17 protein-coding genes are annotated in these 25840 nt (G+C 57.0%); 13 read left to right on the forward strand and 4 right to left on the reverse strand.

Annotation, left to right across the window (positions count from 1 at the left end):
• The first annotated feature begins 98 nt into the window (after window positions 1-98).
• Both murB and birA read left to right on the forward strand, forming a co-directional pair.
• Window positions 99-1127, forward strand: a complete 1029-nt coding sequence (gene murB / locus INF77_RS12095) for a UDP-N-acetylmuramate dehydrogenase (protein ID WP_193532570.1) — start codon at window positions 99-101, stop codon at window positions 1125-1127.
• Window positions 1124-2086: a bifunctional biotin--[acetyl-CoA-carboxylase] ligase/biotin operon repressor BirA gene (birA, locus tag INF77_RS12100; protein ID WP_047363553.1), complete on the forward strand. Its 963-nt coding sequence runs from the start codon at window positions 1124-1126 to the stop codon at window positions 2084-2086. Before murB ends, birA begins: the two co-directional genes overlap by 4 nt.
• A gap of 194 nt (window positions 2087-2280) precedes the next feature.
• Here birA and bcsG read toward each other — a convergent pair whose 3' ends face one another.
• Genes bcsG through bcsE form a run of 3 tightly spaced genes read right to left on the reverse strand, consistent with a single transcriptional unit; the run spans window position 2281 to window position 5706 of the window.
• A complete protein-coding gene (gene bcsG, locus INF77_RS12105; RefSeq protein WP_028014764.1) occupies window positions 2281-3960 on the reverse strand; it encodes a cellulose biosynthesis protein BcsG in 1680 nt (559 codons plus the stop codon).
• Window positions 3953-4147, reverse strand: a complete 195-nt coding sequence (gene bcsF, locus INF77_RS12110; RefSeq protein ID WP_072201618.1) for a cellulose biosynthesis protein BcsF — start codon at window positions 4145-4147, stop codon at window positions 3953-3955. The genes bcsG and bcsF overlap by 8 nt, the downstream gene beginning before the upstream one ends.
• Window positions 4144-5706, reverse strand: a complete 1563-nt coding sequence (gene bcsE / locus INF77_RS12115; protein ID WP_048960024.1) for a cellulose biosynthesis c-di-GMP-binding protein BcsE — start codon at window positions 5704-5706, stop codon at window positions 4144-4146. The genes bcsF and bcsE overlap by 4 nt, the downstream gene beginning before the upstream one ends.
• A 174-nt stretch (window positions 5707-5880) precedes the next feature.
• Here bcsE and bcsR point away from each other — a divergent pair, with 174 nt between their 5' ends.
• The 9 genes from bcsR to INF77_RS12160 all read left to right on the forward strand — a co-directional run bounded on the left by bcsR (window position 5881) and on the right by INF77_RS12160 (window position 21745).
• The gene (gene bcsR / locus INF77_RS12120; RefSeq protein WP_028014761.1) at window positions 5881-6069 is read left to right on the forward strand and encodes a cellulose biosynthesis protein BcsR; all 189 of its coding nucleotides are present in this window, start codon (window positions 5881-5883) and stop codon (window positions 6067-6069) included.
• 11 nt (window positions 6070-6080) lie between these two features.
• Window positions 6081-6833: a cellulose biosynthesis protein BcsQ gene (gene bcsQ / locus INF77_RS12125; RefSeq protein ID WP_028014760.1), complete on the forward strand. Its 753-nt coding sequence runs from the start codon at window positions 6081-6083 to the stop codon at window positions 6831-6833.
• On the forward strand, window positions 6830-9445 hold the full coding sequence (gene bcsA, locus INF77_RS12130) for a UDP-forming cellulose synthase catalytic subunit (RefSeq protein WP_028014759.1): 2616 nt from the start codon (window positions 6830-6832) through the stop codon (window positions 9443-9445). The genes bcsQ and bcsA overlap by 4 nt, the downstream gene beginning before the upstream one ends.
• Window positions 9446-9455: 10 nt before the next feature.
• The gene (gene bcsB / locus INF77_RS12135) at window positions 9456-11876 is read left to right on the forward strand and encodes a cellulose biosynthesis cyclic di-GMP-binding regulatory protein BcsB (RefSeq protein WP_049000466.1); all 2421 of its coding nucleotides are present in this window, start codon (window positions 9456-9458) and stop codon (window positions 11874-11876) included.
• 6 nt (window positions 11877-11882) lie between these two features.
• Window positions 11883-12989: a cellulose synthase complex periplasmic endoglucanase BcsZ gene (gene bcsZ, locus INF77_RS12140; protein WP_193532574.1), complete on the forward strand. Its 1107-nt coding sequence runs from the start codon at window positions 11883-11885 to the stop codon at window positions 12987-12989.
• Window positions 12971-16453, forward strand: a complete 3483-nt coding sequence (gene bcsC / locus INF77_RS12145) for a cellulose synthase complex outer membrane protein BcsC (protein WP_193532569.1) — start codon at window positions 12971-12973, stop codon at window positions 16451-16453. Before bcsZ ends, bcsC begins: the two co-directional genes overlap by 19 nt.
• Window positions 16454-16572: 119 nt before the next feature.
• Window positions 16573-18579: a biofilm formation regulator HmsP gene (gene hmsP / locus INF77_RS12150; RefSeq protein WP_028014755.1), complete on the forward strand. Its 2007-nt coding sequence runs from the start codon at window positions 16573-16575 to the stop codon at window positions 18577-18579.
• A 159-nt stretch (window positions 18580-18738) separates the two neighbouring features.
• Window positions 18739-20025 carry a dicarboxylate/amino acid:cation symporter gene (locus INF77_RS12155; protein ID WP_028014754.1) on the forward strand — a complete coding sequence of 429 codons (1287 nt, stop codon included), beginning with the start codon at window positions 18739-18741 and terminating at the stop codon, window positions 20023-20025.
• 226 nt (window positions 20026-20251) lie between these two features.
• Window positions 20252-21745, forward strand: coding sequence for a pitrilysin family protein (locus INF77_RS12160; protein ID WP_041911852.1), 1494 nt, complete (start codon window positions 20252-20254; stop codon window positions 21743-21745).
• A 47-nt stretch (window positions 21746-21792) separates the two neighbouring features.
• Here the strand turns inward: INF77_RS12160 and INF77_RS12165 are convergent, their stop codons facing one another.
• Complete coding sequence (locus INF77_RS12165) at window positions 21793-22722, reverse strand: sugar kinase (RefSeq protein WP_193532568.1); 930 nt, start codon at window positions 22720-22722, stop codon at window positions 21793-21795.
• A 229-nt stretch (window positions 22723-22951) separates the two neighbouring features.
• Here INF77_RS12165 and pdeH point away from each other — a divergent pair, with 229 nt between their 5' ends.
• Window positions 22952-23725: a cyclic-guanylate-specific phosphodiesterase gene (gene pdeH, locus INF77_RS12170; RefSeq protein ID WP_041911854.1), complete on the forward strand. Its 774-nt coding sequence runs from the start codon at window positions 22952-22954 to the stop codon at window positions 23723-23725.
• A gap of 65 nt (window positions 23726-23790) precedes the next feature.
• A complete protein-coding gene (locus INF77_RS12175; protein ID WP_047367228.1) occupies window positions 23791-25833 on the forward strand; it encodes an AsmA family protein in 2043 nt (680 codons plus the stop codon).
• The last annotated feature ends 7 nt before the right edge of the window (window positions 25834-25840 follow it).

Raw genomic sequence — 25840 nt, forward strand, 5'->3', positions numbered from 1 at the left:
AAGGATGGCCTTTTTGCGTTTCTGCGCTGCACAAACAGATCCCCCAACACCCTGCTTATACGGTAAACTACCTGCGTTTTTGCATCAGGATAGCGTCTATGAACCACTCCCTTAAGCCCTGGAATACCTTTGGCATTCAACGTAATGCTAATCAAATTGTACGTGCCGATACTGCACAGCAGCTGCTGGATGCATGGCAAAGCGCAACAGAAAATAACGAACCCGTACTGATTCTGGGCGAAGGAAGCAATGTCCTGTTTCTCGACGATTTCGCGGGAACGGTAATCGTTAACCGCATCATGGGCATTGGTGTGGAAGAGCATGCCGATAGCTGGCATCTGCACGTGGGGGCCGGAGAAAACTGGCATCAGCTGGTGCAATTTACCCTCGAAAAAGGGATGCCGGGTCTGGAAAACCTGGCGCTGATCCCAGGCTGCGCCGGATCGTCACCCATCCAAAACATCGGTGCCTACGGCATCGAACTGAAACATGTCTGTGAATATGTCGACTGCATCGAACTGGCGACCGGAACGGCTAAGCGCTTAACGGCAGAACAGTGTCGGTTTGGCTATCGTGACAGTATCTTCAAGCATGAATATCAGGATCGCTACGTGATTGTCGCCGTGGGCCTGCGTCTGCCAAAGAACTGGCAGCCGGTGCTGACCTATGGCGATTTAACGCGTCTCGATCCGGCAACCGTCACTGCCCGCGACGTATTTGACTCAGTTTGCCATATGCGAATGACCAAACTTCCCGATCCGAAAGTAAACGGAAATGCAGGAAGCTTCTTCAAAAATCCGGTTATTAGCAGCGAAAATGCAAAAGCCTTTCTTGAAGGATGGCCCACTGCGCCACATTATCCTCAGGCAGATGGCAGCGTGAAGCTGGCCGCTGGCTGGCTGATCGATCAATGCCAGTTAAAAGGCACGTCCGTAGGTGGCGCTGCCGTTCACCAGCAGCAGGCTCTGGTACTGATTAATCAATGCGATGCGACCAGCGATGATGTTGTACAGCTGGCGCATTATGTTCGTCAACGTGTGGGCGAAAAGTTTAACGTCTGGCTGGAGCCAGAAGTCCGCTTCATTGGCCGCACAGGTGAAGTGAATGCCGTGGAGACCATTGCGTGAAGGACAATACCATTCCGTTAACCCTGATTAGCATCCTTGCTGACGGGGAGTTTCACTCTGGCGAACAGCTGGGCGAGCAGCTGGGCATGAGCCGTGCCGGCATTAACAAGCATATCCAGACGCTTCGCGACTGGGGCGTCGATGTGTTCACGGTGCCGGGAAAAGGCTACAGCCTGCCGGAGCCAATTCAATTGCTGAATGAAGACGTCATCCGCAGCCAGCTTGGACACGGCAACGTTGCGGTGCTGCCGGTGATTGATTCGACGAACCAGTACCTTATGGATCGGCTGAGCGAACTCTCGTCCGGCGATGCCTGTGTTGCTGAATACCAGCAGGCCGGTCGTGGCCGTCGCGGTCGCAAATGGTTCTCGCCATTTGGCGCCAATCTCTATCTGTCCATGTACTGGCGTCTGGAGCAGGGGCCTGCCGCAGCCATTGGCCTGAGTCTGGTCATTGGTATCGTCATGGCGGAAGTGCTGCACGATCTGGGTGCCGATCGGGTCCGAGTTAAGTGGCCAAACGATCTGTACCTTAACGATCGTAAACTTGCCGGTATTCTGGTCGAACTGACGGGTAAAACCGGTGATGCGGCGCAAATTGTTATTGGCGCGGGCCTCAATATGGTGATGCGTACTGTCCAGGATGATGTGGTGAATCAGGCCTGGACCAATCTCCAGGAGGCGGGGATCGTCATCGATCGTAACACCCTTGCCGTGCGCATGATTAAAGAGCTGCGCAGCTCACTCACGCTTTTTGAACAGGAAGGCCTGGCACCGTTCCTGTCTCGTTGGGAAAAGCTGGATAACTTCATCAACCGTCCGGTGAAGCTGCTGATTGGTGATAAAGAGATTTACGGCATTTCCCGCGGTATTGACGCACAGGGCGCGCTGCTTCTGGAGCAGGATGGCGCGATCAAGCCCTGGGTGGGCGGTGAGATTTCCCTGCGAAGCGCCGAATAACCGGATGGAGTGAACGATGCGACAATCCCTCTGCGCTACCCTGGCATTTAACGATGGGGCAGCCTTCCGGAGAGCCCGAAATCACCTCTAAAGACGACGACGATTCGGCAAGTCTGAAAATGCAGGTGTGGATTTCAGCGCAATAATGACGCACTGACTATCCCCTCTCCCCTGTGGGAAGAGGGGTAAATCAGTTACTGCGGATACGGTACCCAGTCCCCGCCGTTCAGGCGAACGTACGGTTTGTTCTGATACTGAATCACTACCGCGTTGGCGTTCTCGGAGACTTCAGCCGTTTGCGGCAGGTTGCTGGTGAGCTGATCCCAGTTCACGCTATCTTCCACAAACAGCTTCCCGTCAACGGCGCGGGCAACCAGTTCTGAAATCGCCAGATAGCTGCTTGGCTGGGTAATCTCAATTGGTGCGCCCTGGTGCGGTGCCTTCATACCAAAGAATTTAATGCCTGCAGGCACGTTGGTAATGGACGGGCTTGGGATATCGCGCAGACCGGATACCTGCATTCTGTCGCCTTTCAGCGCGCCACCGTGCTCAGGTACCACGACCACCATCACTTTACGGCCAGATTTTTCCAGCTCCGTGAAGAACGCGTCCAGCTCGTCGAAGAATTTCTGCGCCCGCACTTTGTAATCCGCCGTTTTACTCACCCCCGGGAAGTGGTTACCGTCGTGAAGCGGCAGGGTGTTATAGAACGTTGCACTGCGCGGATTACTGTCTTTTTCGATGGTCTGCAGCCAGCGCTGCAGCACGGCAGTATCGTCATAAACCGGCGAGCCATCGAAGCCCAGCAGCGTAACGGGAAGACCGGTTTGATCCATCAGTGGCGCCTGCATGCCACCCTGTTCACGTACCTCTTTCAGGAAGTTACCGAACTGACCGTTATGCCCCAGCATCAGGTGCTGCGTAAAGCCCAGCTTCGCGAGATTATCGAACAAATAACACTGGTTGCCAGCGGGCTGATACAGGTTTTTATGCGATGCCTGACCGCAGCTTGCTCGCAGCAGGCGGATTGCCGCCGGGCCGCTGTATGAGGTGGCAGAGTTAAAATCTTTAAACTGGATGTCAAAGTGGGACCACAGCGGGTGAGACATCAAACCGGCGGCATCCACGTCGGCCCAGGAGAGGGAACAGATGTTAATCACCAGCAGCTCAAACGGCTGCGCATCGGCTGGCAGCGCATCCGGGAATTTCGTCTGTCGCTTATCTTCAGCGGTATAGAAGCTGGAGAGCCAGGCATTAAGATTGGTGGAGGTCGGCGGTGCAGTCTGCGTTGGAATATCGCCCACCACCGGCGTATCGCCTGCCGTTGTAACGGTAGCCGCTGCGCTTCCTCCCGTCGTGGTCACCGTTGTCGTCGGCTGGCCGGCAGGCCACAGCGAAAAGCTTGGCCCCGCCAGCGTCAGCACGTTAAGCCAGATCATAATGGCGACGACAAATACCGTGACGCGGATCCACTGAGACAGGAACAGCCAGGCAACCAGCAGGACAAAGACGGCGCCAATCATCTGCCAGTTAATGAAACGCTCAACCAGGTCAAGCATATAGTCTGCGCTAAAGCCCGCGACCTGCGATCCCTGGCTCATTATGCTTTCCGGACCAGGCAGCCAGGTATCGTGCCAGAACAGCGCAAAGCCGATGGGGATGGCCACCCAATGGCGTAAACGATGCAGCCTGATGTTCGGCAGAGGCATCAGCAGGAAGGCCATAAACACCAGGTTAAGCAGGGGATGGAAATTCAGATAACCTGCCCAAAGCAGGCCAAACTTCACCAGAAAGTAGAAGTTCCAGCCGGAAAGGCCGCGCCAGTATTGCCAGAGCGGCGAGGGTGACGAAGCGGTATAGGAAGAATTAGTCATGTTTACGGTCTGCCTTGACGTGTGATGCCCGTGTCAGTGTTCCGGCTGGTTTTACATAGCGAGGTTTTACAAACATCACTCTGGCCGTATCACGGATACGGCGTATGGAATGGCGTGCATAGTAGCCAAGCGGGAAAAAGATCAGCGCGCAGAATACGACCAGTTGGATGATATCGCTGATATTCATGATGGTGCGTTCTCCCCGTTCTCAGTTAATAAGCGAAGGGGTTCCGGAACCCGACGCCAGACATGTCCGTCATGTCTGGCATTGAGGAGCGGTTTTACATCGCTCGTGATTGCGAGCGGTTTAACCCATTGTTCAGGCTGGAGAGCGCGCATTTGCACCAGCTCTGCGCTGATAGCATTATCTTCGAACCAAATCATACGGTTCGAGAAAATATCCCCGGTAGGCAGGGGGAAGATGTGGTTAAGCGCGGTATCAAGATCGTTGACCCGGCAAAACGACAAAAACAGCACCAGGCGATTGTCGCCAATGGTCATGATGTCCCCTGTACGGTTCGGGCGACACAGGGTGAGCGCCTGCTCAACGCGAATGCCCGGGACCGGCCGCAGGGCAACCATAACCCCTTTCCCGTCCGCCGGAAGTAACGTGTTGCTCATCATGTTGCCGACGGCATCGCAGAACGTATCCCATTTCTGGTAGCCACGCAGCTTCATCGGCTGGGTCATGGAGAGCAGCGTGGAGATATCTTCCGGGACATGGCGACTGAACTGCTGACCCTGAACGCTTTCAATAAGCGTCAGGCAGCGTGACAGTGGCGCATTCCAGGGGATAACCATATTTGCCCCGCAGCCCAGAAGCAGACGCTCATCGGTAGCGCGCAGGCTGGTATTATTTTCGCGCACCACAATTTTTAACGCGCTGCCGCGCTGGCGGCGCAGGGTGTGAATTTGTCTCGCCAGCGTTTCAATCTGATTATTCTGCATCAACGAGAAAACGAGGGTGGCTGCCTGGGTGGTGCGGGCTTCATGAAAAAGCGCTTCGTTAGACTCAAACAGTGACCAGTTTTCCGAAAGCGCGGGCGCGCCCTCTAAAACCGCAATATGGCTCAGGATGCGCTTTTCATCGCTGCGCGGCTGCACCACGGTTTCTTCCTGCTGTGCCAGGTGCCATTTCCCCTCAATATGTTTAAGAGTCAGCTGTTGCCTGGCGCTCACGCCCTTTTCATTGCACCAGAAGGCAATATCGTAGAGATAGCTGCCTGCCTGGTCACGAAGACTTGCCAGCCCGAACAGGGAGCGATATTCGCCCATCAAAAGTGAGAACAGCTTGTCGTTATTACTGCCGGGGTTGACGACCAATAGCGTGCAATTTTGAAACTTTGCCCATTTATTGATTTTTTCCAGCCACGACAGCAGTTTTTCAGCAGGAATATTTTGCAGTATGTTATTTGCACATTTAAGAATCACTAAATAGTGATCCGGATCTATAGAGCACTGAACGTCGCGGGACAAAAAGTATAGACTATCCGCTTCCGCTGACATAGAAAACAAACGTACTTTCTGGGGGCCGCTGTCGCTTTCCAGCGTAATTATTTTCTTCGGCTCTTCGCCCATGCTAATGACGGCCACGCGGGAATCCTTATCCTGAGCGGCAATTGTCTGGTTTACCAGGCTGATAGCGTCTTCATTACGATCCGTATTAATCCACCAGACTCCACCGACTGGCATGTGGCTCAATTCGTCCCATAATGACTGGATGCCAATAGAAAATATGGAGTCCACGATGTCCCTCTTTTCGTCTAATTTGCCTGTATCTCAGTTTACTAGCGAAAGCGTAGAAATAAACCTAACATTGAAATTAAAGAACATCAGATTTAGCATGTAAATGAAATTTGTCAGGGCAGGATGCCCCGCAACTTCCGAGCGTGCGATTTTCCTCAAAGGGATGGAATAAGAATGGATAATAACGAACCTGCAACCCCAGTCGACTCGACTCTGGGTTACACATTCCAAAACGATTTTCTGGCGCTGGCGCAGGCCTTTTCTCTACCTGAAATAGATTACACCGATATTTCCCAGCGGGAACAGTTGGCTGCTGCTATTAAACGCTGGCCGTTATTAGCTGAATTCGCCCATCAACATTAAGGGAGCCATTGATGGCCATACTCGGATTACAGGGCGTCCGTGGCGGTGTGGGTACCACATCTGTTACCGCGGCGCTGGCGTGGTCATTACAGCTTTTAGGTGAATCGGTGCTGGTGATTGACGCCTGCGCCGATAATTTGCTGCGTATGTCGTTCAACGTCGATTTCACTCGCGAAGAGGGCTGGGCCCGCGCGCTGCTTGATGACAAAGACTGGCGGGATGCGGGGCTACGCTATACCTCCCAGCTGGATTTACTGCCTTTTGGCCAACTGACCACCACAGAACGCGAGAATGAAGCCGCCTATCAGCGTCTGTTTTCGCAGTTCACGCTTGCGCTGCAGAGCCTGAAAGAAAAGGGGCACTACCAGTGGATCCTGCTGGATCTGCCGCACGGCGCCGGGACGCTGACCCGGCAGCTCATCGCCCAGTGCGATCATGTACTTTCCGTGGTGAACGTCGATGCGAACTGCCATATTCGCCTGCATCAGCAGGGGCTGCCTCAGAACGCGCACCTCCTGATTAACGATTTACGTATCGGTAGCCAAATCCAGGACGATCTCTATCAGGTGTGGCTGCAAAGCCAGAGACGCCTGCTTCCCATTGTGATTCATCGGGATGAGGGGATGGCGGAATGCCTCGCCTCCAAGCAGCCGCTGGGCGAATACCGCAGCGACTCGCTGGCAGCAGAAGAGATCCTGACGCTGGCGAACTGGTGTCTGCTGAACTTCGCCAGCAAGGCGGAGCCTGCCGGGAGTTCGGTATGAGTCGACTCGCCAGCTGGCTTCTCATCCCGCCGGTCAGTTCGCGTTTGAGCGATCATTACCGGCACTTTCGCCGGCATGGTGCTCCGGCATTCAGCGCCGCGCTCGGCTGTTTCTGGCTGATTCTGGCCTGGACGTTCATTCCACTCGAGCACCCGCGCTGGCAGCGCATCCGTGCGCGTCACGGCGAATTATACCCACACATTAACCCCGACAGACCACGGCCTTTGGACCCGGCGCGCTATCTTATTCAGGCCGTCTGGCTGGCAATATCGTCATCCCGAACGGAGAAAATAACGCCGCACTGGCGCAGCTATTCCCGCGTACAGCAGTTACGTGAACGCTATCACCAGTGGCTGGATAAACTGCCCGCTAGCGTCAGCGATAAGACCAGCCATCTGGATAACCATAAAGAGCTTGGGCATCTCCACCCAGGCTTGCGGCGTTTTATTCTCGGCGTGATTGTCGTGTTCTCGCTCATTCTGGCGCTGGTCTGTATTACGCAACCTTTCAACCCCCTGGCGCAGTTCATCTTCCTGATCCTGCTGTGGGGCGTGGCGTTGCTGGTTCGTCGTATTCCGGGCCGTTTCTCGGCGCTGATGCTGATTGTGCTGTCGCTGACGGTTTCCTGCCGCTACATCTGGTGGCGTTACACCTCAACGCTGAACTGGGACGACCCGGTCAGCCTGGTGTGCGGTCTGGTGCTGCTTTTTGCTGAGACCTACGCGTGGATTGTGCTGGTGCTAGGCTATTTCCAGGTGATCTGGCCGCTCAACCGCCAGCCGGTTCCGCTGCCTAAAGACACCACGCAGTGGCCGACCGTCGATCTCTTCGTCCCGACCTACAACGAAGACCTGAGCGTGGTGAAAAACACCATCTATGCCGCGCTGGGCATCGACTGGCCGAAAGATAAGCTCAAAGTCTGGATCCTGGATGACGGCAACCGTCCGGCGTTTCGCCAGTTTGCGGAAGAGGTCGGCGTCGAATACATCGCCCGCCCGACTCACGAGCACGCGAAGGCCGGGAATATCAACAACGCCCTGAAGTATGCCTCCGGGGAGTTCGTCTCGATTTTTGACTGTGACCACGTGCCGACGCGCTCGTTCCTGCAGATGACCATGGGCTGGTTCCTGAAAGAGAAAGAGCTGGCGATGATGCAGACGCCGCACCACTTCTTCTCGCCGGACCCGTTTGAACGTAACCTTGGCCGCTTCCGCAAAACCCCGAACGAAGGCACGCTGTTCTATGGCCTGGTGCAGGACGGGAACGACATGTGGGATGCCACCTTCTTCTGCGGCTCGTGTGCGGTTATCCGCCGTAAGCCGCTCGATGAAATTGGCGGAATAGCCGTTGAAACGGTAACGGAAGATGCGCATACCTCGCTGCGCCTGCACCGCCGCGGCTATACCTCTGCCTATATGCGTATCCCTCAGGCCGCCGGTCTGGCGACGGAATCTCTCTCGGCGCACATCGGTCAGCGTATTCGCTGGGCGCGCGGCATGGTGCAGATTTTCCGCCTCGATAACCCGCTGATAGGCAAAGGGCTCAAGCTGGCGCAACGTCTCTGCTACGTCAACGCCATGTTCCACTTCTTGTCCGGCATCCCGCGGCTGATCTTCCTGACCGCGCCGCTGGCGTTTCTGCTCCTTCACGCCTATATCATTTACGCCCCCGCGCTGATGATTGCGCTGTTCGTTCTGCCGCACATGATCCACGCGAGCCTGACGAACTCGAAGATTCAGGGCAAATACCGGCACTCCTTCTGGAGTGAAATCTACGAAACGGTGCTGGCGTGGTACATCGCGCCGCCGACGATGGTCGCGCTGATTAACCCGCACAAAGGAAAATTCAACGTCACCGCGAAGGGCGGTCTGGTGGAAGAGGAGTACGTCGACTGGGTGATCTCCCGCCCGTATATCTTCCTCGTGCTGCTGAATATTGTCGGCGTGATCGCCGGTATCTGGCGCTACTTCTACGGCCCGGAAAACGAAATCCTGACCGTCTTTGTCAGTATGGCCTGGGTGTTCTACAACCTGATTATCCTCGGCGGCGCGGTGGCGGTGTCGGTAGAGAGTAAACAGGTTCGTCGCGCGCATCGCGTTGAAATCTGCATGCCTGCGGCGATCGCCCGTGAAGATGGTCACCTCTTCTCCTGTACGGTGCACGACTTCTCTGACGGTGGCCTGGGGATCAAAATCAACGGCCAGGCGAAAGTGCTGGAAGGGCAGAAGGTTAACCTACTGCTTAAGCGCGGTCAGCAGGAGTATGTCTTCCCGACGCAGGTTGTGCGTGTGGCAGGCAGTGAAGTGGGTCTGCAGCTGATGCCGTTGACCAAAAAGCAACACATTGATTTTGTGCAGTGTACGTTTGCCCGTGCGGATACATGGGCTCTCTGGCAGGACAGCTTCCCGGAAGATAAACCACTGGAAAGCCTGCTGGATATTCTGAAGCTGGGGTTCCGTGGCTATCGTCACCTTGCAGAATTTGCCCCGTCGTCGGTGAAATTAATTTTCCGGTCACTTACTTCGCTGGTTTCCTGGGTCGTGTCGTTCATTCCTCGTCGTCCCGAGCGGGATGAGACGAAGCAGGCGGACCCGGTTATGGCTCAACAATGATGATAACGCGATGAAAACAAAACTTTCCTGGTTATGTGCAGTGGCAATGGGAGTGAGTGCACTTCCCGCAACAATGGCTAACGCAGCACCCGGTAACGCAGCGGCGACGCCTGCGCCGACGGTCCCTGTCGTCGCGCAGGCAACCGATCCGGTTGTTACGGCGGCACCCGGTCAAACAGAAAACATCATTCCGAACCAGCCAACGGAGGGGAACACCCTGCCGGCCGAGAATCCGGTCATCGGGCAGGTGATGCCGGGCGTGCGGGGGGCTAACGCGCCCGTTGTCGCGGATAATGTGCCGTCGCGGGACGTGAAGCTGACCTTCGCGCAAATTGCGCCGCCGCCGGGCAGCATGGTGCTGCGCGGCGTCAACCCTAACGGCAGCATTGAATTTGGTATGCGCAGCGATGAGGTTGTTTCAAATGCGGTACTGAACCTTGAATACACCCCGTCGCCATCCCTGCTGCCGACGCAGTCTCAGCTGAAGGTCTACCTGAACGATGAACTGATGGACGTTCTGCCGGTGACCAAAGAGCAGCTGGGTAAGAAAACACAGGCGCAGGTGCCGATTAACCCGCTGTTCATCACCGACTTTAACCGTATCCGTCTGGAGTTTGTTGGTCACTACCGCGATGTCTGCGAAAACCCCGCCAGCAACACGCTGTGGCTGGACGTCGGGCGTAACTCCTCGCTGCAGATGACCTACCAGCCGCTGGCGCTGAAAAACGATCTGTCGGCGTTCCCGGTTCCGTTCTTCGACCCGCGTGATAACCGTCCGCTCACGCTGCCGATGGTGTTTGCATCGTCCCCTGACGTAACCGAGCAGCTGGCGGCGACCATTGTGGCCTCCTGGTTTGGCTCCCGCTCCGGCTGGCGCGGTCAGAACTTCCCGGTGATGTATGACAAAATGCCGGACAGGAACGCGATTGTCTTTGCAACCAACGCGAAGCGTCCGGGCTTCCTGCGCGACCACCCGGAAGTCAAAGCGCCAACCATTGAGATGGTAAGCCACCCGGATAACCCGTACGTGAAGCTGCTGGTGGTCTTTGGTCGTGATGATAAAGATCTGGTCCAGGCCGCGAAGGCGATTGCTCAGGGCAACGTCCTTTTCCGCGGCAACAGCGTGGTGGTGGACGAAGTTAAGCCGCTGCTGGCGCGTAAACCTTATGACGCGCCAAACTGGGTGCGTACCGACCGCGCCGTGACGTTTGGTGAACTGAAAACCTATGAAGAGCAGCTGCAGGCGTCCGGGCTGGAGCCATCGCCGATTAGCCTGTCGCTGAACCTGCCGCCGGATCTGTACCTGCTGCGCACCAACGGCATTGATATCAATCTCAACTACCGCTATACCGCGCCGGCGACGAAAGACAGCTCGCGCATGGATATCAGCCTGAACAACCAGTTCCTGCAATCGTTCAGTCTGCAAAGTACCCAGGACACCAACCGTCTGATGCTCCGCCTGCCGGTGCTGCAGGGGCTGCTGGACGGAAAAACGGACGTCTCTATTCCGGCGCTGAAGCTTGGCGCGATCAACCAGCTGCGTTTTGATTTCCAGTACATGAACCCGATGCCTGGCGGTTCGGTGGATAACTGCATCACCTTCCAGCCGGTACAAAACCACGTTGTGATCGGCGATGAGTCGACCATCGACTTCTCGAAGTACTACCATTTCCTGGCGATGCCGGATCTGCGTGCCTTTGCTAACGCGGGTTTCCCGTTCAGCCGCATGGCCGATCTCTCTGAATCCATTGTGGTGATGCCAAAAGCGCCAAACGAAGGTCAGGTGACGACCCTGCTCGACACCATGGCAACCGTAGGCGCGCAAACCGGATTACCGGCAGTTAACGTCACGTTGACGGACGATGGCAGTCAGATCCAGAACAAAGATGCGGATATCATGGTGATCGGCACCATCCCGGACAAGCTGAAGGATGAAAAACGTATCGACCTGCTGGTGAAAGCCACCGAGTCGTGGGTTAACACGCCGCTTCGCCAGACCGAGTTCCCAAGCATTATGCCGGACGTGAACGACCGTAAGGCCAGCGCGCAGACGGCCGTAACCTCTCAGGGGGCGATGGCTGCGGTGGTGGGCTTCCAGTCTCCTTACAACGATCAGCGTAGCGTGATAGCCCTGCTGGCGGACAGCCCGCGTGGCTATGAGCTGCTGAATACCGCGATGAACGACAGCGGCAAACGTGCCGCGATGTTTGGTTCTGTGTCGGTGATCCGCGAGTCCGGCGTCAACAGCCTGCGCGTGGGTGATGTGTATTACGTCGGCCATCTGCCGTGGTTCGAGCGCCTGTGGTATGCGCTGTCGAACCATCCGGTTCTGCTCGCCATCCTGGCTGCGGTCAGCGTGGTCTTGCTGGCATGGGTGCTGTGGCGTCTGCTGCGCATCATCAGCCGTCGTCGCCTTAACCCGGATGAGTAAGACGTGATGAAAGCCTTTCGCTGGTGTGTAGTCGCAGCGTTGATGCTGGCGGCGATCCCTCTTCGCGCCGCCTGTACCTGGCCTGCCTGGGAACAGTTTAAAAAGGATTACATCAGCGAGGGCGGGCGCGTCATCGATCCGAGCGACACACGCAAAATTACAACGTCGGAAGGGCAAAGCTATGCGTTGTTCTTTGCCCTGGCCGCTAACGATCGCAAGGCGTTTGACCAGCTGCTGACGTGGACGCGCGATAACCTCGCCAGCGGCAATCTCAACGATCGTCTGCCCGCCTGGCTCTGGGGACAGAAAGACAAAGAAAACTGGGGGGTGATTGATACCAACTCCGCCTCAGATGCCGATGTCTGGATTGCCTGGTCGCTGCTCGAAGCGGGCCGGTTATGGAAAGACCCGGACTATACCCAAACGGGCAAGGCACTGCTAAAACGCATTGCCAGCGAGGAAGTAGTGAAAGTGCCGGGGCTCGGCTCAATGCTGCTTCCCGGTAAAGTCGGTTTTGCCGAAGAAAACGCCTGGCGCTTTAACCCCAGCTACCTTCCTCCACAGTTAGCGAGCTATTTCACCCGCTACGGTGCCCCGTGGACCACGCTGCGTGAAACCAATCTGCGTCTGCTGCTGGAAAGCGCGCCGAAGGGATTCTCGCCGAACTGGGTGCAGTATCAGAAAAACAAAGGCTGGCAGCTACAGCAGGATAAAACGCTGGAAGGGGGCTATGACGCCATCCGTGTCTATCTTTGGGTGGGCATGATGAGCGATAAAGATCCTCAAAAAGCCCGGCTGCTGACGCGCTTCCAGCCGATGGCGGCAAAGACAATTAAACAGGGCGTGCCGCCGGAGCAAGTAGATGTGGCGACGGGTAAACACACCGGCAATGGCCCGGTCGGGTTCTCTGCCGCGATGCTGCCGTTTTTACAGCAGCGCGATGCCCAGGCGGTTCAGCGCCAGCGCGTGGCAGATCATTTTCCCGATAACAATGCCTACTACAGCTATGTATTGACTCTTTTTGGTCAGGGATGGGATCAGCATCGTTTTCGCTTCACCGCTAAGGGTGAATTAATACCGGATTGGGGCCAGGAATGCGCAAGTTCACAGTAAATCTACTCACTCTATCGCTTGGGCTGGCACTGATGCCGCTGGCGCAGGCCGTTAACTCTCCGCAGCAGAAACAGCTGCTGGAGCAGGTTCGGCTGGGCGAATCGACCCATCGCGAGGATTTGGTTCGTCAGTCGCTCTACCGTCTTGAGCTGATCGATCCGAACAACCCTGACGTCATTGCCGCCCGCTTTCGCTACCTGCTGCGCCAGGGCGATAACGCCGGAGCGCAAAAAGAGCTGGACCGCCTGAAGGGGATCGCCCCTGACTCCGGCGCGTACCAGTCCTCACGCAATACCATGCTGCTTTCCACCCCGGATGGCCGCCAGCAGCTTCAGCAGGCGCGCTTACTCGCTACGACAGGGCACACGCAGGAGGCGATTGCCGCCTATGACAAGCTCTTTGACGGCAACCCGCCGGGCGGCGACGTGGCGACGGAATACTGGAATGTGGTGGCGAAAGATCCTGCCCGTCGCGCTTCGGCCATCAACCAGCTGAAAAAAATAAACAGCAGCAGCCCCGGGAATACCCAGCTCCAGACGACGCTGGCCCAGCTTCTGTTCCAGAGCGGACGCCGTGATGAAGGCTTTGCGGTGCTGCAGGAGATGGCTAAATCCACCGCCGGCCGCGGCCAGGCCTCTGACATGTGGTATGAGCAGATCAAAGACCAGCCAGCCAGCAGCGCCAGCGTCACCGCGCTGCAAAAATACCTGACCGTCTTCAGCGACGGCGATAGCGTCGCGGCGGCGCGCGCCCAGCTTGAGGCGCAGCAAAAGCAGCTCGCTGACCCGGCGTTCCGCGCGAAAGCGGAAGGGCTGGCGGCGGTGGATGCCGGGCAGGGGAGTAAGGCGGTGGCGGAGCTGCAAAAAGCCGTCAGCGCCAACCATGCCGACAGTGAAGCGGTGGGTGCCCTTGGGCAGGCCTATTCCCAGAAAGGCGACCGCGCCCGCGCGGTGGCACAGTTTGAAAAGGCGATTGCCCTCGATCCGCAGAGCGATAACCGCGGGAAATGGGACAGCTTGCTGAAGGTTAACCGCTACTGGCTGCTGATCCAGCAGGGGGATGCGGCGCTGAAGGCGAATAACCCGGCGCAGGCGGAGCGTTACTATCAGCAGGCGCGCAACGTCGACAATACCGACAGCTATGCGGTGCTGGGGCTGGGAGATGCCGCTGCGGCGCGTAAAGATAACGACGCGGCGGAGCGTTATTACCGCCAGGCGTTACGTATGGACAGCAGCAACAGCAATGCGGTTCGCGGCCTTGCCAATGTTTACCGCGCGCAGTCCCCGGAGAAAGCCTCGCAGTTTATCCAGTCTCTCTCCGCCAGCCAGCGCCGGAGTATTGATGATATTGAGCGTAGCCTGACTAACGAGCAGCTTTCCGCCCAGGCAGAACAGCTGGAGAGTCAGGGGAAATACGCTCAGGCGGCAGACATTCAGCGTCGCCGTCTGGCACTCTCGCCCGGTGACGTCTGGATAACGTATCGTCTCTCGCGCGATCTCTACAGCGCGGGCCAGCGCAGCCAGGCGGATACCCTGATGCGCCAGCTTGCCAGCCAGAAACCGTCTGACCCGGAGCAGGTGTATGCCAACGGGCTCTACTTGTCCGGAAACGATCAGGACCGGGCCGCGCTGGCGCATCTGAATACCCTGCCGCGCAGCCAGTGGAACGGCAACATTCAGGAGCTTGCCGACCGTCTGCAAAGCAATCAGGTGCTGGAAACCGCCAACCGCCTGCGCGACAGCGGCAAAGAGCAGGAGGCAGAGAATCTCCTTCGCCAGCAGCCAGCCTCCACGCGTATCGACCTCACGCTGGCGGACTGGGCGCAGCAGCGTGGCGATCTGAACGCGGCGAAAACGACGTACAGCGCCGTCCTGCAGCGTGAGCCGCAGAACGAAGACGCGATCCTCGGTCTGACCGAAATTTACAGCGCGGAAGGTAACAAAGATGCCGCCCGTGCGGAGCTCGCGAAACTGCCCGCCGCGCAAAACGACCAGCCGCCGTCGCTCAATATGCAGCGCCGGATCGCGATGGCGCAGGCAGGTCTGGGCGATTCCGCTGCTGCAGAACAGACCTTCAGCAAAATCATTCCGCAGGCTAAATCGCAGCCCGCCTCCATGGAAAGCGCGCTGGTGCTGCGTGATGCTGCCCGCTTCCAGACGCAAAACGGCCAGCCGCAGCAGGCGCTGGAGACGTATAAAGATGCGATGGTGTCGTCCGGCATCACCACGACGCGTCCGGTGGACAATGACAGTTTCACCCGTCTGACGCGCAACGATGAAAAAGATGACTGGCTGAAGCGCGGCGTGCGCAGTGACGCCGGTGATTTGTACCGTCAGCAGGATATTAACGTCACGCTGCAGCACGACTACTGGGGCTCCAGCGGCACGGGCGGCTATTCCGACCTGAAAGCGCATACCACCATGCTCCAGGTGGACGCCCCGCTCTCTGACGGGCGCATGTTCTTCAGAAGCGATCTGGTCAACATGGACGCCGGCACCTTTGATAACAATAACGGAACCTACGACCCTAAATGGGGGACCTGCTACGACACGCCGTGTAGCGGCAACACCAGCCAGAGCGACAGCGGCGCCAGCGTCGCCGTTGGCTGGCAGAATAAAACCTGGGCGATGGATATTGGTACCACGCCAATGGGCTTTGACGTCGTCGACGTGGTGGGCGGTATCAGCTACAGCAGCGATTTAGGCCCCATCGGCTACACCGTCAACGCCCATCGTCGGCCTATCTCCAGCTCTCTGCTGGCGTTCGCCGGGCAAAAAGATACCAATACCGGCACCACCTGGGGCGGCGTGCGCGCGACGGGCGGCGGGGTAAGCATCAGCTATGACAAAGGCGAGGCGAACGGCGTCTGGTCAAGCCTGAACGCGGAAACGCTGACCGGTAAAAATGTGGAAGATAACTGGCGCGTCCGCTGGATGACGGGTTATTACTACAAGCTCATTAATAAAAACAACGAGCGCCTGACGGTCGGCGTCTCCAATATGCTCTGGCACTACGATAAGGATCTGAGCGGCTATTCCCTCGGTCAGGGCGGCTACTACAGCCCACAGGAGTATGTCTCCTTCGCGCTGCCGGTGACCTGGCGTAAGCGTACGGAAAACTGGTCCTGGGAGCTGGGTGGCTCGGTGTCCTGGTCCCACTCCAAAACCAAAGACGAGCTGCGTTACCCGATCCAGAGCCTGATCCCGACCGATGAGCCAGGCCGCTATACCGACCGTGGCGCGATGGAAACCGGCAGCTCCTCCTCCGGGACGGGTTATACCGCGCGGGCAATTATCGAACGCCGGGTCACCTCCAACTGGTTTGTGGGCATGGGCGTGGATATTCAGGAAGCGAAAGATTACACCCCAAGCCATGCGCTAATTTATGTGCGCTACTCTGCTGCAGGCTGGCAGGGCGATATGGACTTACCGCCGCAGCCGCTTATTCCTTACGCGGACTGGTAATCGGATTTTCCTTAATCCATTTGTAAGTCTCTCTTAATAGCGCGGCAATCGGGTATACTCAGGCGCGCCAGGTTTACACCCTGGCGCGCCCTGCGCTTCGAGTTTTGTGGAGAGTCATTTTGCGTGTCAGCCGTTCCTTAACGATCAAACAAATGGCGATGGTCTCTGCCGTCACTATGCTGTTTGTACTGCTCTTCTGCGTAATTTTGCTGTTTCATTCCGTACAGCAGAATCGCTATAACACGGCTTCGCAGTTAGAAAGTATCGCCCGCTCGGTGCGCGGCCCGCTCTCCGCCTCGATCCTGAAAGGGGACATTCCCGAAGCGGAAACCATCTTAAAGCGCATTCAGCCTGCCGGGGTCGTTAGCCGCGCCGATGTCGTCTTACCCAACCAGTTCCAGGCGTTGCGGATGAGTTTTATCCCGGAGCGTCCCGTCCCGATGATGGTGATGCGCCTGTTTGAGCTGCCGGTGCAAATTTCTCTGCCTCTCTATTCGCTGGAACGTCCTGCCAATCCGCAGCCACTGGCCTACCTGGTTCTGCAGGCGGACTCGTACCGGATGTATAAATTCGTCATGAGTTGGGTGGTTACGTTAGTGACCACTTGCTTACTTATGACCCTGATCATCAGCGTAGCGCTGACGTGGTGTATAAACCGCCTCATTGTCCACCCGCTGCGCCGTATCGCCCGCGAGCTGAATGGGCTTTCGCCGCAGGATCAACTGGGGCACCAGCTTGAGCTGCCGCGTCTGCACCAGGACGATGAGATCGGTATGCTGGTGCGCAGCTACAACCTCAACCAGCAGCGCATCCAGCGTCATCAGGATGAGCTAAATAACAGCGCCACGCGCTTCCCTGTGTCGGAGCTACCTAATAAAGCGTTTCTGATGGCAATGCTGGAGCAGACCGTTGCGCGGCAGCAAACCACGGCGCTGATGGTGATTGCCTGTGAAACCCTGCAGGACACGGCGGGCGTGCTCAAGGAGAGCCAGCGTGAAATGCTGCTGCTGACGCTGGTGGAAAAGGTGAAGTCTGTCCTTGCCCCGCGCATGGTGCTGACCCAGGTCAGCGGTTACGACCTGGTGGTGATTGCCAACGGCGTGAAAGAGCCGTGGCACGCCATCACATTAGGTCAGCAAGTACTTACTGTCATAAATGAGCGGCTGCCCGTGCAGGGCATCCAGCTTCGTCCGAGCGCCAGTATCGGTATCGCCATGTACTACGGTGATTTAACGGCGGAGCAGCTGTACCGCCGCGCGTTCTCGGCGGCGTTTACCGCCCGGCGCAAAGGGAAAAATCAGATCCAGTTCTTCGACCCGGAGCAGATGGAAAAGGCGCAGCAGCGCCTGACGGAAGAGAGCGATATCCTGACCGCGCTGGATAACCGTCAGTTCGCCCTCTGGCTACAGCCGCAGGTGAATTTACAGACGGGGGAAGTGAAAAGCGCCGAGGCGCTGCTCCGCCTGCAGCAGCCGGATGGCTCCTGGGAGCTGCCGGAGGGGCTGATTGAGCGCATCGAATCCTGCGGCCTGATGGTCACCGTTGGCTATTGGGTACTGGAGGAATCGTGCCGCCAGCTTGCCGCCTGGCAGGAGCGCGGCGTTACGCTGCCGCTGTCGGTCAACTTGTCTGCCCTGCAGCTTATGCATCCGACGATGGTCTCCGAGATGCTGGAGCTGATCCACCGCTACCGGATCAAGCCTGATACGCTGACGCTGGAAGTGACGGAGAGCCGGCGCATTGACGATCCTAACGACGCGGTGGCCATCCTGAAGCCGCTGCGCAATGCCGGCATTCGCATCGCGCTGGACGATTTTGGTATGGGGTACGCCGGGCTGCGCCAGCTTCAGCACATGAAAGCTCTGCCGGTGGACGTGCTCAAAATCGATAAATCGTTTGTCGACGGGCTGCCGGAGGACAGCAGCATGGTGCAGGCCATCGTCCAGATGGCGCGTAGCCTCAAGGTGCATCTTATTGCCGAGGGGATTGAAACCGAAGCGCAACGCGTCTGGCTGGCAGAGGCGGGCGTCGAGAGCGGCCAGGGCTACCTTTTTGCCCCCGCGGTGCCGCCGGATGTCTTCGAGCAGCGATACCTTTCTGGCGCTGACCATAACGCAAAAGTGTAATTTTGTTGCTGGCTTGTGCGAGCCAGTTCAAAGTTCTTAACATTTGTGTTTCAAATTTGAACCGGGTTTATTTCTGTCCTGTTATACGGGTGTTATTTTAGAGCCGCAGGTTAACCATAACCTTACAAAGCCTGTGGTTTTTCTTCCCAAGGACACCCTATGAAAACCTCACTCTTCAAAAGTCTTTATTTCCAGGTCCTGACAGCCATCGCCATCGGTATTCTGCTGGGTCACTATTACCCGGAGCTGGGCGCGCAAATGAAACCGCTTGGCGACGCGTTCGTTAAGCTCATTAAAATGGTCATCGCCCCGGTGATCTTCTGTACGGTGGTAACGGGCATCGCTGGCATGGAAAGCATGAAGGCGGTGGGCCGTACCGGTGCAGTGGCGCTTCTCTACTTTGAAGTGGTCAGTACCCTTGCGCTAATTATTGGTCTGGTCATCGTCAACGTGGTACAGCCTGGCGCGGGTATGAACGTTGATCCCTCTACGCTGGATGCCAAAGCGGTTGCGGTCTATGCCGAACAGGCGAAGGATCAGGGCGTGGTCGCCTTCCTGCTGGACGTCATCCCTGGCAGCGTCATCGGCGCCTTCGCCAGCGGAAACATTCTGCAGGTGCTGCTGTTTGCCGTGATGTTTGGCTTCGCCCTGCACCGTCTGGGCAGCAAAGGCCAGCTTATCTTCAACGTGATTGAAAGCTTCTCGCAGGTCATCTTTGGCATCATCAATATGATCATGCGCCTGGCGCCGATCGGTGCCTTCGGTGCGATGGCCTTCACCATCGGCAAGTATGGCGTTGGCACGCTGGTGCAGCTGGGTCAGCTGATCATCTGCTTCTACATCACCTGTATTCTTTTCGTGGTGGTGGTGCTGGGCTCCATCGCCCGTGCGACAGGCTTCAGCATTTTCAAATTCATCCGCTACATCCGTGAAGAGCTGCTGATTGTTCTGGGGACCTCCTCTTCAGAATCGGCGCTGCCGCGTATGCTCGACAAGATGGAAAAGCTCGGGTGCCGTAAATCGGTGGTCGGCCTGGTGATCCCGACGGGGTACTCCTTCAACCTTGACGGTACCTCGATATACCTGACGATGGCGGCCGTGTTTATCGCCCAGGCGACCAACAGCCATATGGATATTTTCCATCAAATCACCCTGCTGGTGGTGCTCTTGCTGTCGTCTAAAGGGGCGGCGGGCGTGACAGGCAGCGGCTTTATCGTGCTGGCGGCCACCATTTCTGCGGTGGGGCATCTGCCGGTGGCGGGTCTGGCACTGATTCTTGGTATTGACCGCTTTATGTCTGAGGCGCGTGCCCTTACCAACCTGGTGGGTAACGGCGTGGCCACGGTGGTGGTCGCGAAATGGGTGAAAGAGCTGGATCACAAGAAGCTCAACGATACGCTGAATAATCGCGCGTCTGATAGCAAAAATCCTGGTTTAACCTCCTAATCTTGTCACAATTGCCCGCATTCCCTTGTCGGGATGCGGGCTCCTGCGCATAATAACTGTTCATACCTGTCATAATTCGACAAGATTTTTTTTGGGTATATTTCACTTCGGACCGTGACGTTTTGCCGAACGCGCGGTCTAATCGACGTGTTTTCATCGTCATCTTTTAGAGTGCAGCGCGTCGCGAGACACTCTTTTTAACCAGGAATGTTGATCAGGGGTTCACATGCAGGGCACAAAAATTCGACTCTTAACCGGCGGTTTGCTGATGATGGCAGCAGCCAGTTATGTGCAGGCAGATGCGCTCCAGCCAGACCCGGCCTGGCAACAAGGCACGTTAGCGAACGGTTTTCAGTGGCAGGTGTTATCTACTCCACAGCGTCCCAGCGATCGTATTGAAATCCGTCTGTCCGTAAATACCGGCTCCCTTACGGAAAGCACTCAGCAAACCGGTTTTAGCCATTTTATTCCCCGGCTGGCGCTCACGCAGAGCGGCAGCTTGCAGGCAGTACAGGTGCGTTCGCTGTGGCAACAGGCCATCGATCCGAAACGTCCCCTTCCTCCGGCTGTGGTCTCCTATGACTACACCATGTTTAACCTGAGCCTGCCAAATAACCGTAACGACCTGCTTAAAGAAGCCCTTACCTATCTCTCCGATGCCTCTGGCAACCTGGCGATTACGCCGGACACCGTGAACTATGCGTTGAGCAACGGCGACATGGTGGCGACCTGGCCTGCGGACACCAAAGAGGGCTGGTGGCGCTACCGTCTGAAAGGCTCAACGTTGCTGGGGCACGATCCGGCAGAGCCGCTGAAGCAGCCGGTGGACGTCGAACAGGTAAAATCGTTCTACCAGAAATGGTACACCCCGGACGCGATGACGCTGATCGTCGTCGGCAATGTGGATAGCCGCGCGGTGGTTGAGCAGATCAACAAAGCGTTTGGCGATCTGAAGGGCAAACGTGAAACGCCAGCCCCTGTCCCGACGCTCTCTCCGCTGCGCGCCGAGCCTGTCAGCATTATGACGGACACCGTGCGCCAGGACAGGCTCTCCGTGATGTGGGATAACGCCTGGCAGCCTATTCGCGAGTCTGCGGCGCTGCTGCGCTACTGGCGTGCCGATCTGGCGCGTGAAGCGTTGTTCTGGCACGTTCAGCAGACGCTCAGCAAAAACAACGTGAAGAACATTGGCCTTGGCTTTGACTGCCGCGTGCTGTTCCAGCGTGCGCAATGTGCCATTAACGTTGAATCACCGGGCGATAAACTGAATGCGAACCTGGGTGTGGTGGCGAAAGAGCTGGCAAAAGTGCGTAAAGAGGGGCTCTCTGAAGAGGAGTTCAACGCGCTGCTGGCCCAGAAAAAACTGGAGCTGCAGAAGCTGTTTGCCACCTACGCTCGCGCCGATACCGACATTCTGATCAGCCAGCGGATTCGCTCCCTGCAGAATCAGGTTGTCGACATTGCGCCTGAGCAGTACCAGAAGCTGCGTCAGGACTTCCTGAACGGTCTGACTGTGAATATGCTGAATCAGGATTTACGTCAGCAGCTGTCGCAGGATATGGCGTTGATCCTTCTGCAGCCGAAAGGCGAGCCGGAATATGACATGAAGGAACTTCAGAAGACCTGGGATTCCATTATGGCCACCGCGTCGCAGCCGGCGCAGGCTGCAACGGCTGATGATCTACACCAGGACGCGTCGGATATTCCGCAGGGGCAGTAACCCCCTCACGCTGGCCCTCTCCCCTTTGGGGAGAGGGTTAGGGGAAACTAAACAGGCATCGCCTCGCGCGGAATAATCGCCCCGCGATACTGAATCACGGTGCTGGCCGTCAGGTGCCCACGCTGTGCCGCCGCTTCCGGCGTTCCCCCCGTCAGGCGTACCGCCAGGTAGCCCGCGCTGAAGGAATCCCCCGCCGCGGTGGTATCAATCACTTTCTCTTTGGCCAGCTTCACCGCAGGGACCTCAACCACCGCTTCACCCGCAATCGCGACCAGGCACGACTCCGCGCCGCGCTTAATCACCACTTCGCTCACGCCTGCCGCCTGCGTGCGGGCAATCACGTCCTCTACCGGCTTTTCACCCCACAGGGCGTCTTCATCATCGAGCGTCAGGAAGGCGATGTCCGTGCACTGCAGCATCTGCTGATAAACCTGCTGCGTCTCTTCGCGGCTGGCCCACAGGCGCGGGCGGTAGTTGTTATCAAAAATCACCTTCCCGCCGTTGGCGCGGCATTCGCGCAGCAGCGAGAGCAGCTTTTCGCGGCTGGTCGGGCTTAAAATCGCCAGGCTAATGCCGCTCAGATAGAGATAGTCAAACGTCGCCAGCTCTTCGCAGATGGCCCCAGCGGCGTCGCTCTCCAGCCAGAATTTGGCCGCGGCTTCGTTACGCCAGTAATAAAACGTGCGTTCGCCGGTGCTGTCAGTTTCGATGTAGTAAAGCCCAGGCAGGCGGTTTTCCATACGCTGGATCAGCGAGGTGTCAATATGCTCACTTTGCCAGGCTTCCAGCATCTGCTGGCTGAAGCTGTCCGTACCAAGGGCGGTGACGTAGTTCACGGTGAGTGCCTCAGGCGCAACCTGACGGGCAATGTAAACCGAGGTGTTTAACGTATCGCCACCAAATCCGCGGCTGACTTCCGCGCCTTTTTGTGACAGCTCAATCATGCATTCGCCAATCACGGCAATTTTTTTGGACATAGTCGTGAACCTGAACAGAAGAATTTTCAGCAGTGTGCGCCGAGTGAATTAGATGGTCAACTATATTAAAACGGTGTTCCATTATTTTATTTGAGCCAGCGCGTGTTCCGGCAAATTTCTGTCATCTTAATTTCATTTTCACGGTGAATTGAACATAAAGTTCTCAATTATCGCGCCGATAATCCTGTGACGAGTCCAGAAAGGCTATCCCAACAACAGGACATCTGAAATGAAGTCAGAGCAGGTTATCCAGCGGCTGAGCACTACGCCTGAGGCAAGTATTGAGAACTTGCAGGAGCATCGCTACTGGCTGCAATGTGAGCGCGCGTACACCTGGCAGCCGATCTATCGAACGGACGGTCGGCTGATGGCAATTGAAATTTTGACCGTCGTTACGCATCCCTCAAACCCTACTCAGCGCATCGCGCCGGATCGCTATTTTGCCGAAGTTGCCGTTCGCCAGCGTCTGGACGTGCTGGAAGAGCAGCTCCGTATGCTGGCGACGAAACAGGCCTTTTTCGAGCAGCATACGATCCTCGCCTCGGTGAACGTGGATGGCCCAACTCTGCTGGCACTGCGTCAGAACGCGAAGCTGCAGGAGCTGATCGCCACCCTGCCGTGGCTGCGCTTTGAGCTGGTGGAGCACGTGCGCCTGCCGCAGGATTCCTCGTTTGCGTCAATGTGTGAATTTGGCCCGCTGTGGCTGGATGACTTTGGCACTGGTATGGCGAACTTCTCGGCCCTCAGCGAAGTGCGCTATGACTACATCAAGGTGGCGCGCGATCTGTTCATCATGCTACGCCAGACCCCGGAAGGGCGGAATCTGTTTACGCTGTTATTGCAGTTGATGAATCGCTATTGCCAGGGGGTGATCGTTGAAGGCGTGGAAACGCTGGAAGAGTGGCGTGATGTGCAAAACTCTCCCGCAGCGGCGGCGCAAGGCTATTTCCTCTCTCGCCCCGTGCCAATGGATCTCCTCGAAAGCGCCAGAACGACCCTCTGATAGCCCCGTTTCCCTTTGTCTGGACTATAGTTTTACAGGACAGGTCATCAGGAAAGGGGATAACAATGACAAAAACAACCAGGGTCATTTCCTGGATTACAGGGATTTTCTTGTTGTTGATCGCGATCGTCGTCATCATTATCGCGACGTTTGACTGGAACCGCCTTAAGCCGACCATCAACCAGAAAGTCTCAACTGAGCTGAACCGCCCCTTCGCCATTCGTGGCGATCTGGGTGTGGTATGGGAACGTCAGAAAGAGGAGACCGGCTGGCGAAGCTGGATCCCCTGGCCGCACGTCCACGCCGACGACATTATTCTTGGCAACCCTCCGGATATCCCCGAAGTGACTATGGTGCATCTGCCGCGCGTGGAAGCCACGCTGGCGCCGCTAGCGCTCCTGACCAAAACCGTCTATCTGCCGTGGATCAAGCTCCAGCAGCCCGATGCGCGCCTGATCCGCCTCTCTGAAAAAAACAATAACTGGACGTTTAACCTTGCCAGCGACGGCGAAAAAGATCCGAATGCCCAGCCTTCTTCGTGGTCATTCCGTCTGGACAATATTCTTTTCGATCGTGGGCGGATCGCCATCGACGATAAGGTCAGCAAGGCAGACGTGGAGATCCTGGTCGATCCGCTGGGTAAACCGCTGCCGTTTAGCGAAGTCACGGGCAATAAAGCGAAAGGCGATAGCGCCAAAGCGGGTGATTATGTCTTCGGCCTGACGGCAAAAGGGCGCTACAACGGTCAGCCGCTTAACGGGAAAGGGAAAATCGGCGGCATGCTGGCGCTCCGGAGCGAAGGCACGCCATTCCCGGTGCAGGCGGATTTCCGCTCGGGGAATACGCGCGTGGCGTTTGTGGGGACGGTCAACGACCCGATGAATATGGGGGGCGTCGACCTGCAGCTCAAGTTCGCCGGTGACTCGCTTGGCGAACTGTATGAACTGACCGGCGTACTGCTGCCGGATACCCCGCCGTTCGAAACGGACGGGCATTTGGTTGCCAAAATTGATACCGAAAAATCGTCCGTTTTTGACTACCGGGATTTCAACGGCCGCATCGGCGACAGCGATATTCACGGCACGCTGACCTATACCACCGGAAAACCACGGCCAAAACTGGAAGGGGATGTCGAATCCCGCCAGCTGCGTCTGGCCGATCTTGGCCCGCTGATAGGCGTGGATTCGGGTAAAGGGACAAAGTCAAAAGAGGTCAAAAAGGACGTTCAGCCTGCGGGAAAAGTGCTGCCTTACGATCGCTTTGAAACCGATAAGTGGGACGTGATGGATGCAGATGTGCGCTTCAAAGGACGCAAGATTGAGCATGGCAGCACGCTGCCGCTGAGCGATCTCTCGACGCATATCATCCTGAAAAATGCCGACCTGCGCCTGCAGCCGCTGAAGTTTGGCATGGCGGGCGGGACGATTTCCTCTAACATTCACCTGGAAGGCGATAAAAAGCCGATGCAGGGGCGGGCGGAGATCCAGGCGCGTCGATTGAAGCTGAAAGAGCTGATGCCGAACGTGGAGCTGATGCAGAAAACCCTCGGTGAAATGAACGGCGATGCGGACATTCGCGGGGTGGGGAATTCCGTGGCGGCACTGCTGGGCAGCGGCAACGGTAACCTGAAACTGCTAATGAACGACGGTCTGGTCAGCCGCAACCTGATGGAGATCCTGGGGCTGAACGTCGGTAACTTTATCATCGGGCAAATCTTTGGCGATGACGAGGTGCGGGTTAACTGCGCGGCGGCGAATGTGGATCTGGTTAATGGCGTGGCGCGTCCGCAGATTTTTGCCTTCGACACGGAAAACGCGGTGATTAACGTGACCGGTACCGCCAGCATGGCCTCCGAACAGCTGGATTTGACCATCGATCCGGAAAGTAAGGGGATTCGTATTATTACCCTGCGCTCGCCGCTTTACGTGCGTGGGACCTTCAAAAATCCGCAGGCGGGCGTCAAGCCCGGGCCGCTGATTGCGCGTGGCGCGGTGGCCGCAGCCCTCGCGACGTTGGTCACCCCGGCCGCCGCGCTGCTGGCGTTGATTTCGCCGTCAGAAGGCGAGGCGAATCAATGCCGGACGATTTTGTCGCAGATGAAGAAGTAAGGTGCGG

This window comes from Enterobacter cloacae complex sp. P1B, assembly GCF_014982345.1.
In the GTDB taxonomy this organism is placed as follows: Bacteria; Pseudomonadota; Gammaproteobacteria; order Enterobacterales; family Enterobacteriaceae; genus Enterobacter; species Enterobacter bugandensis.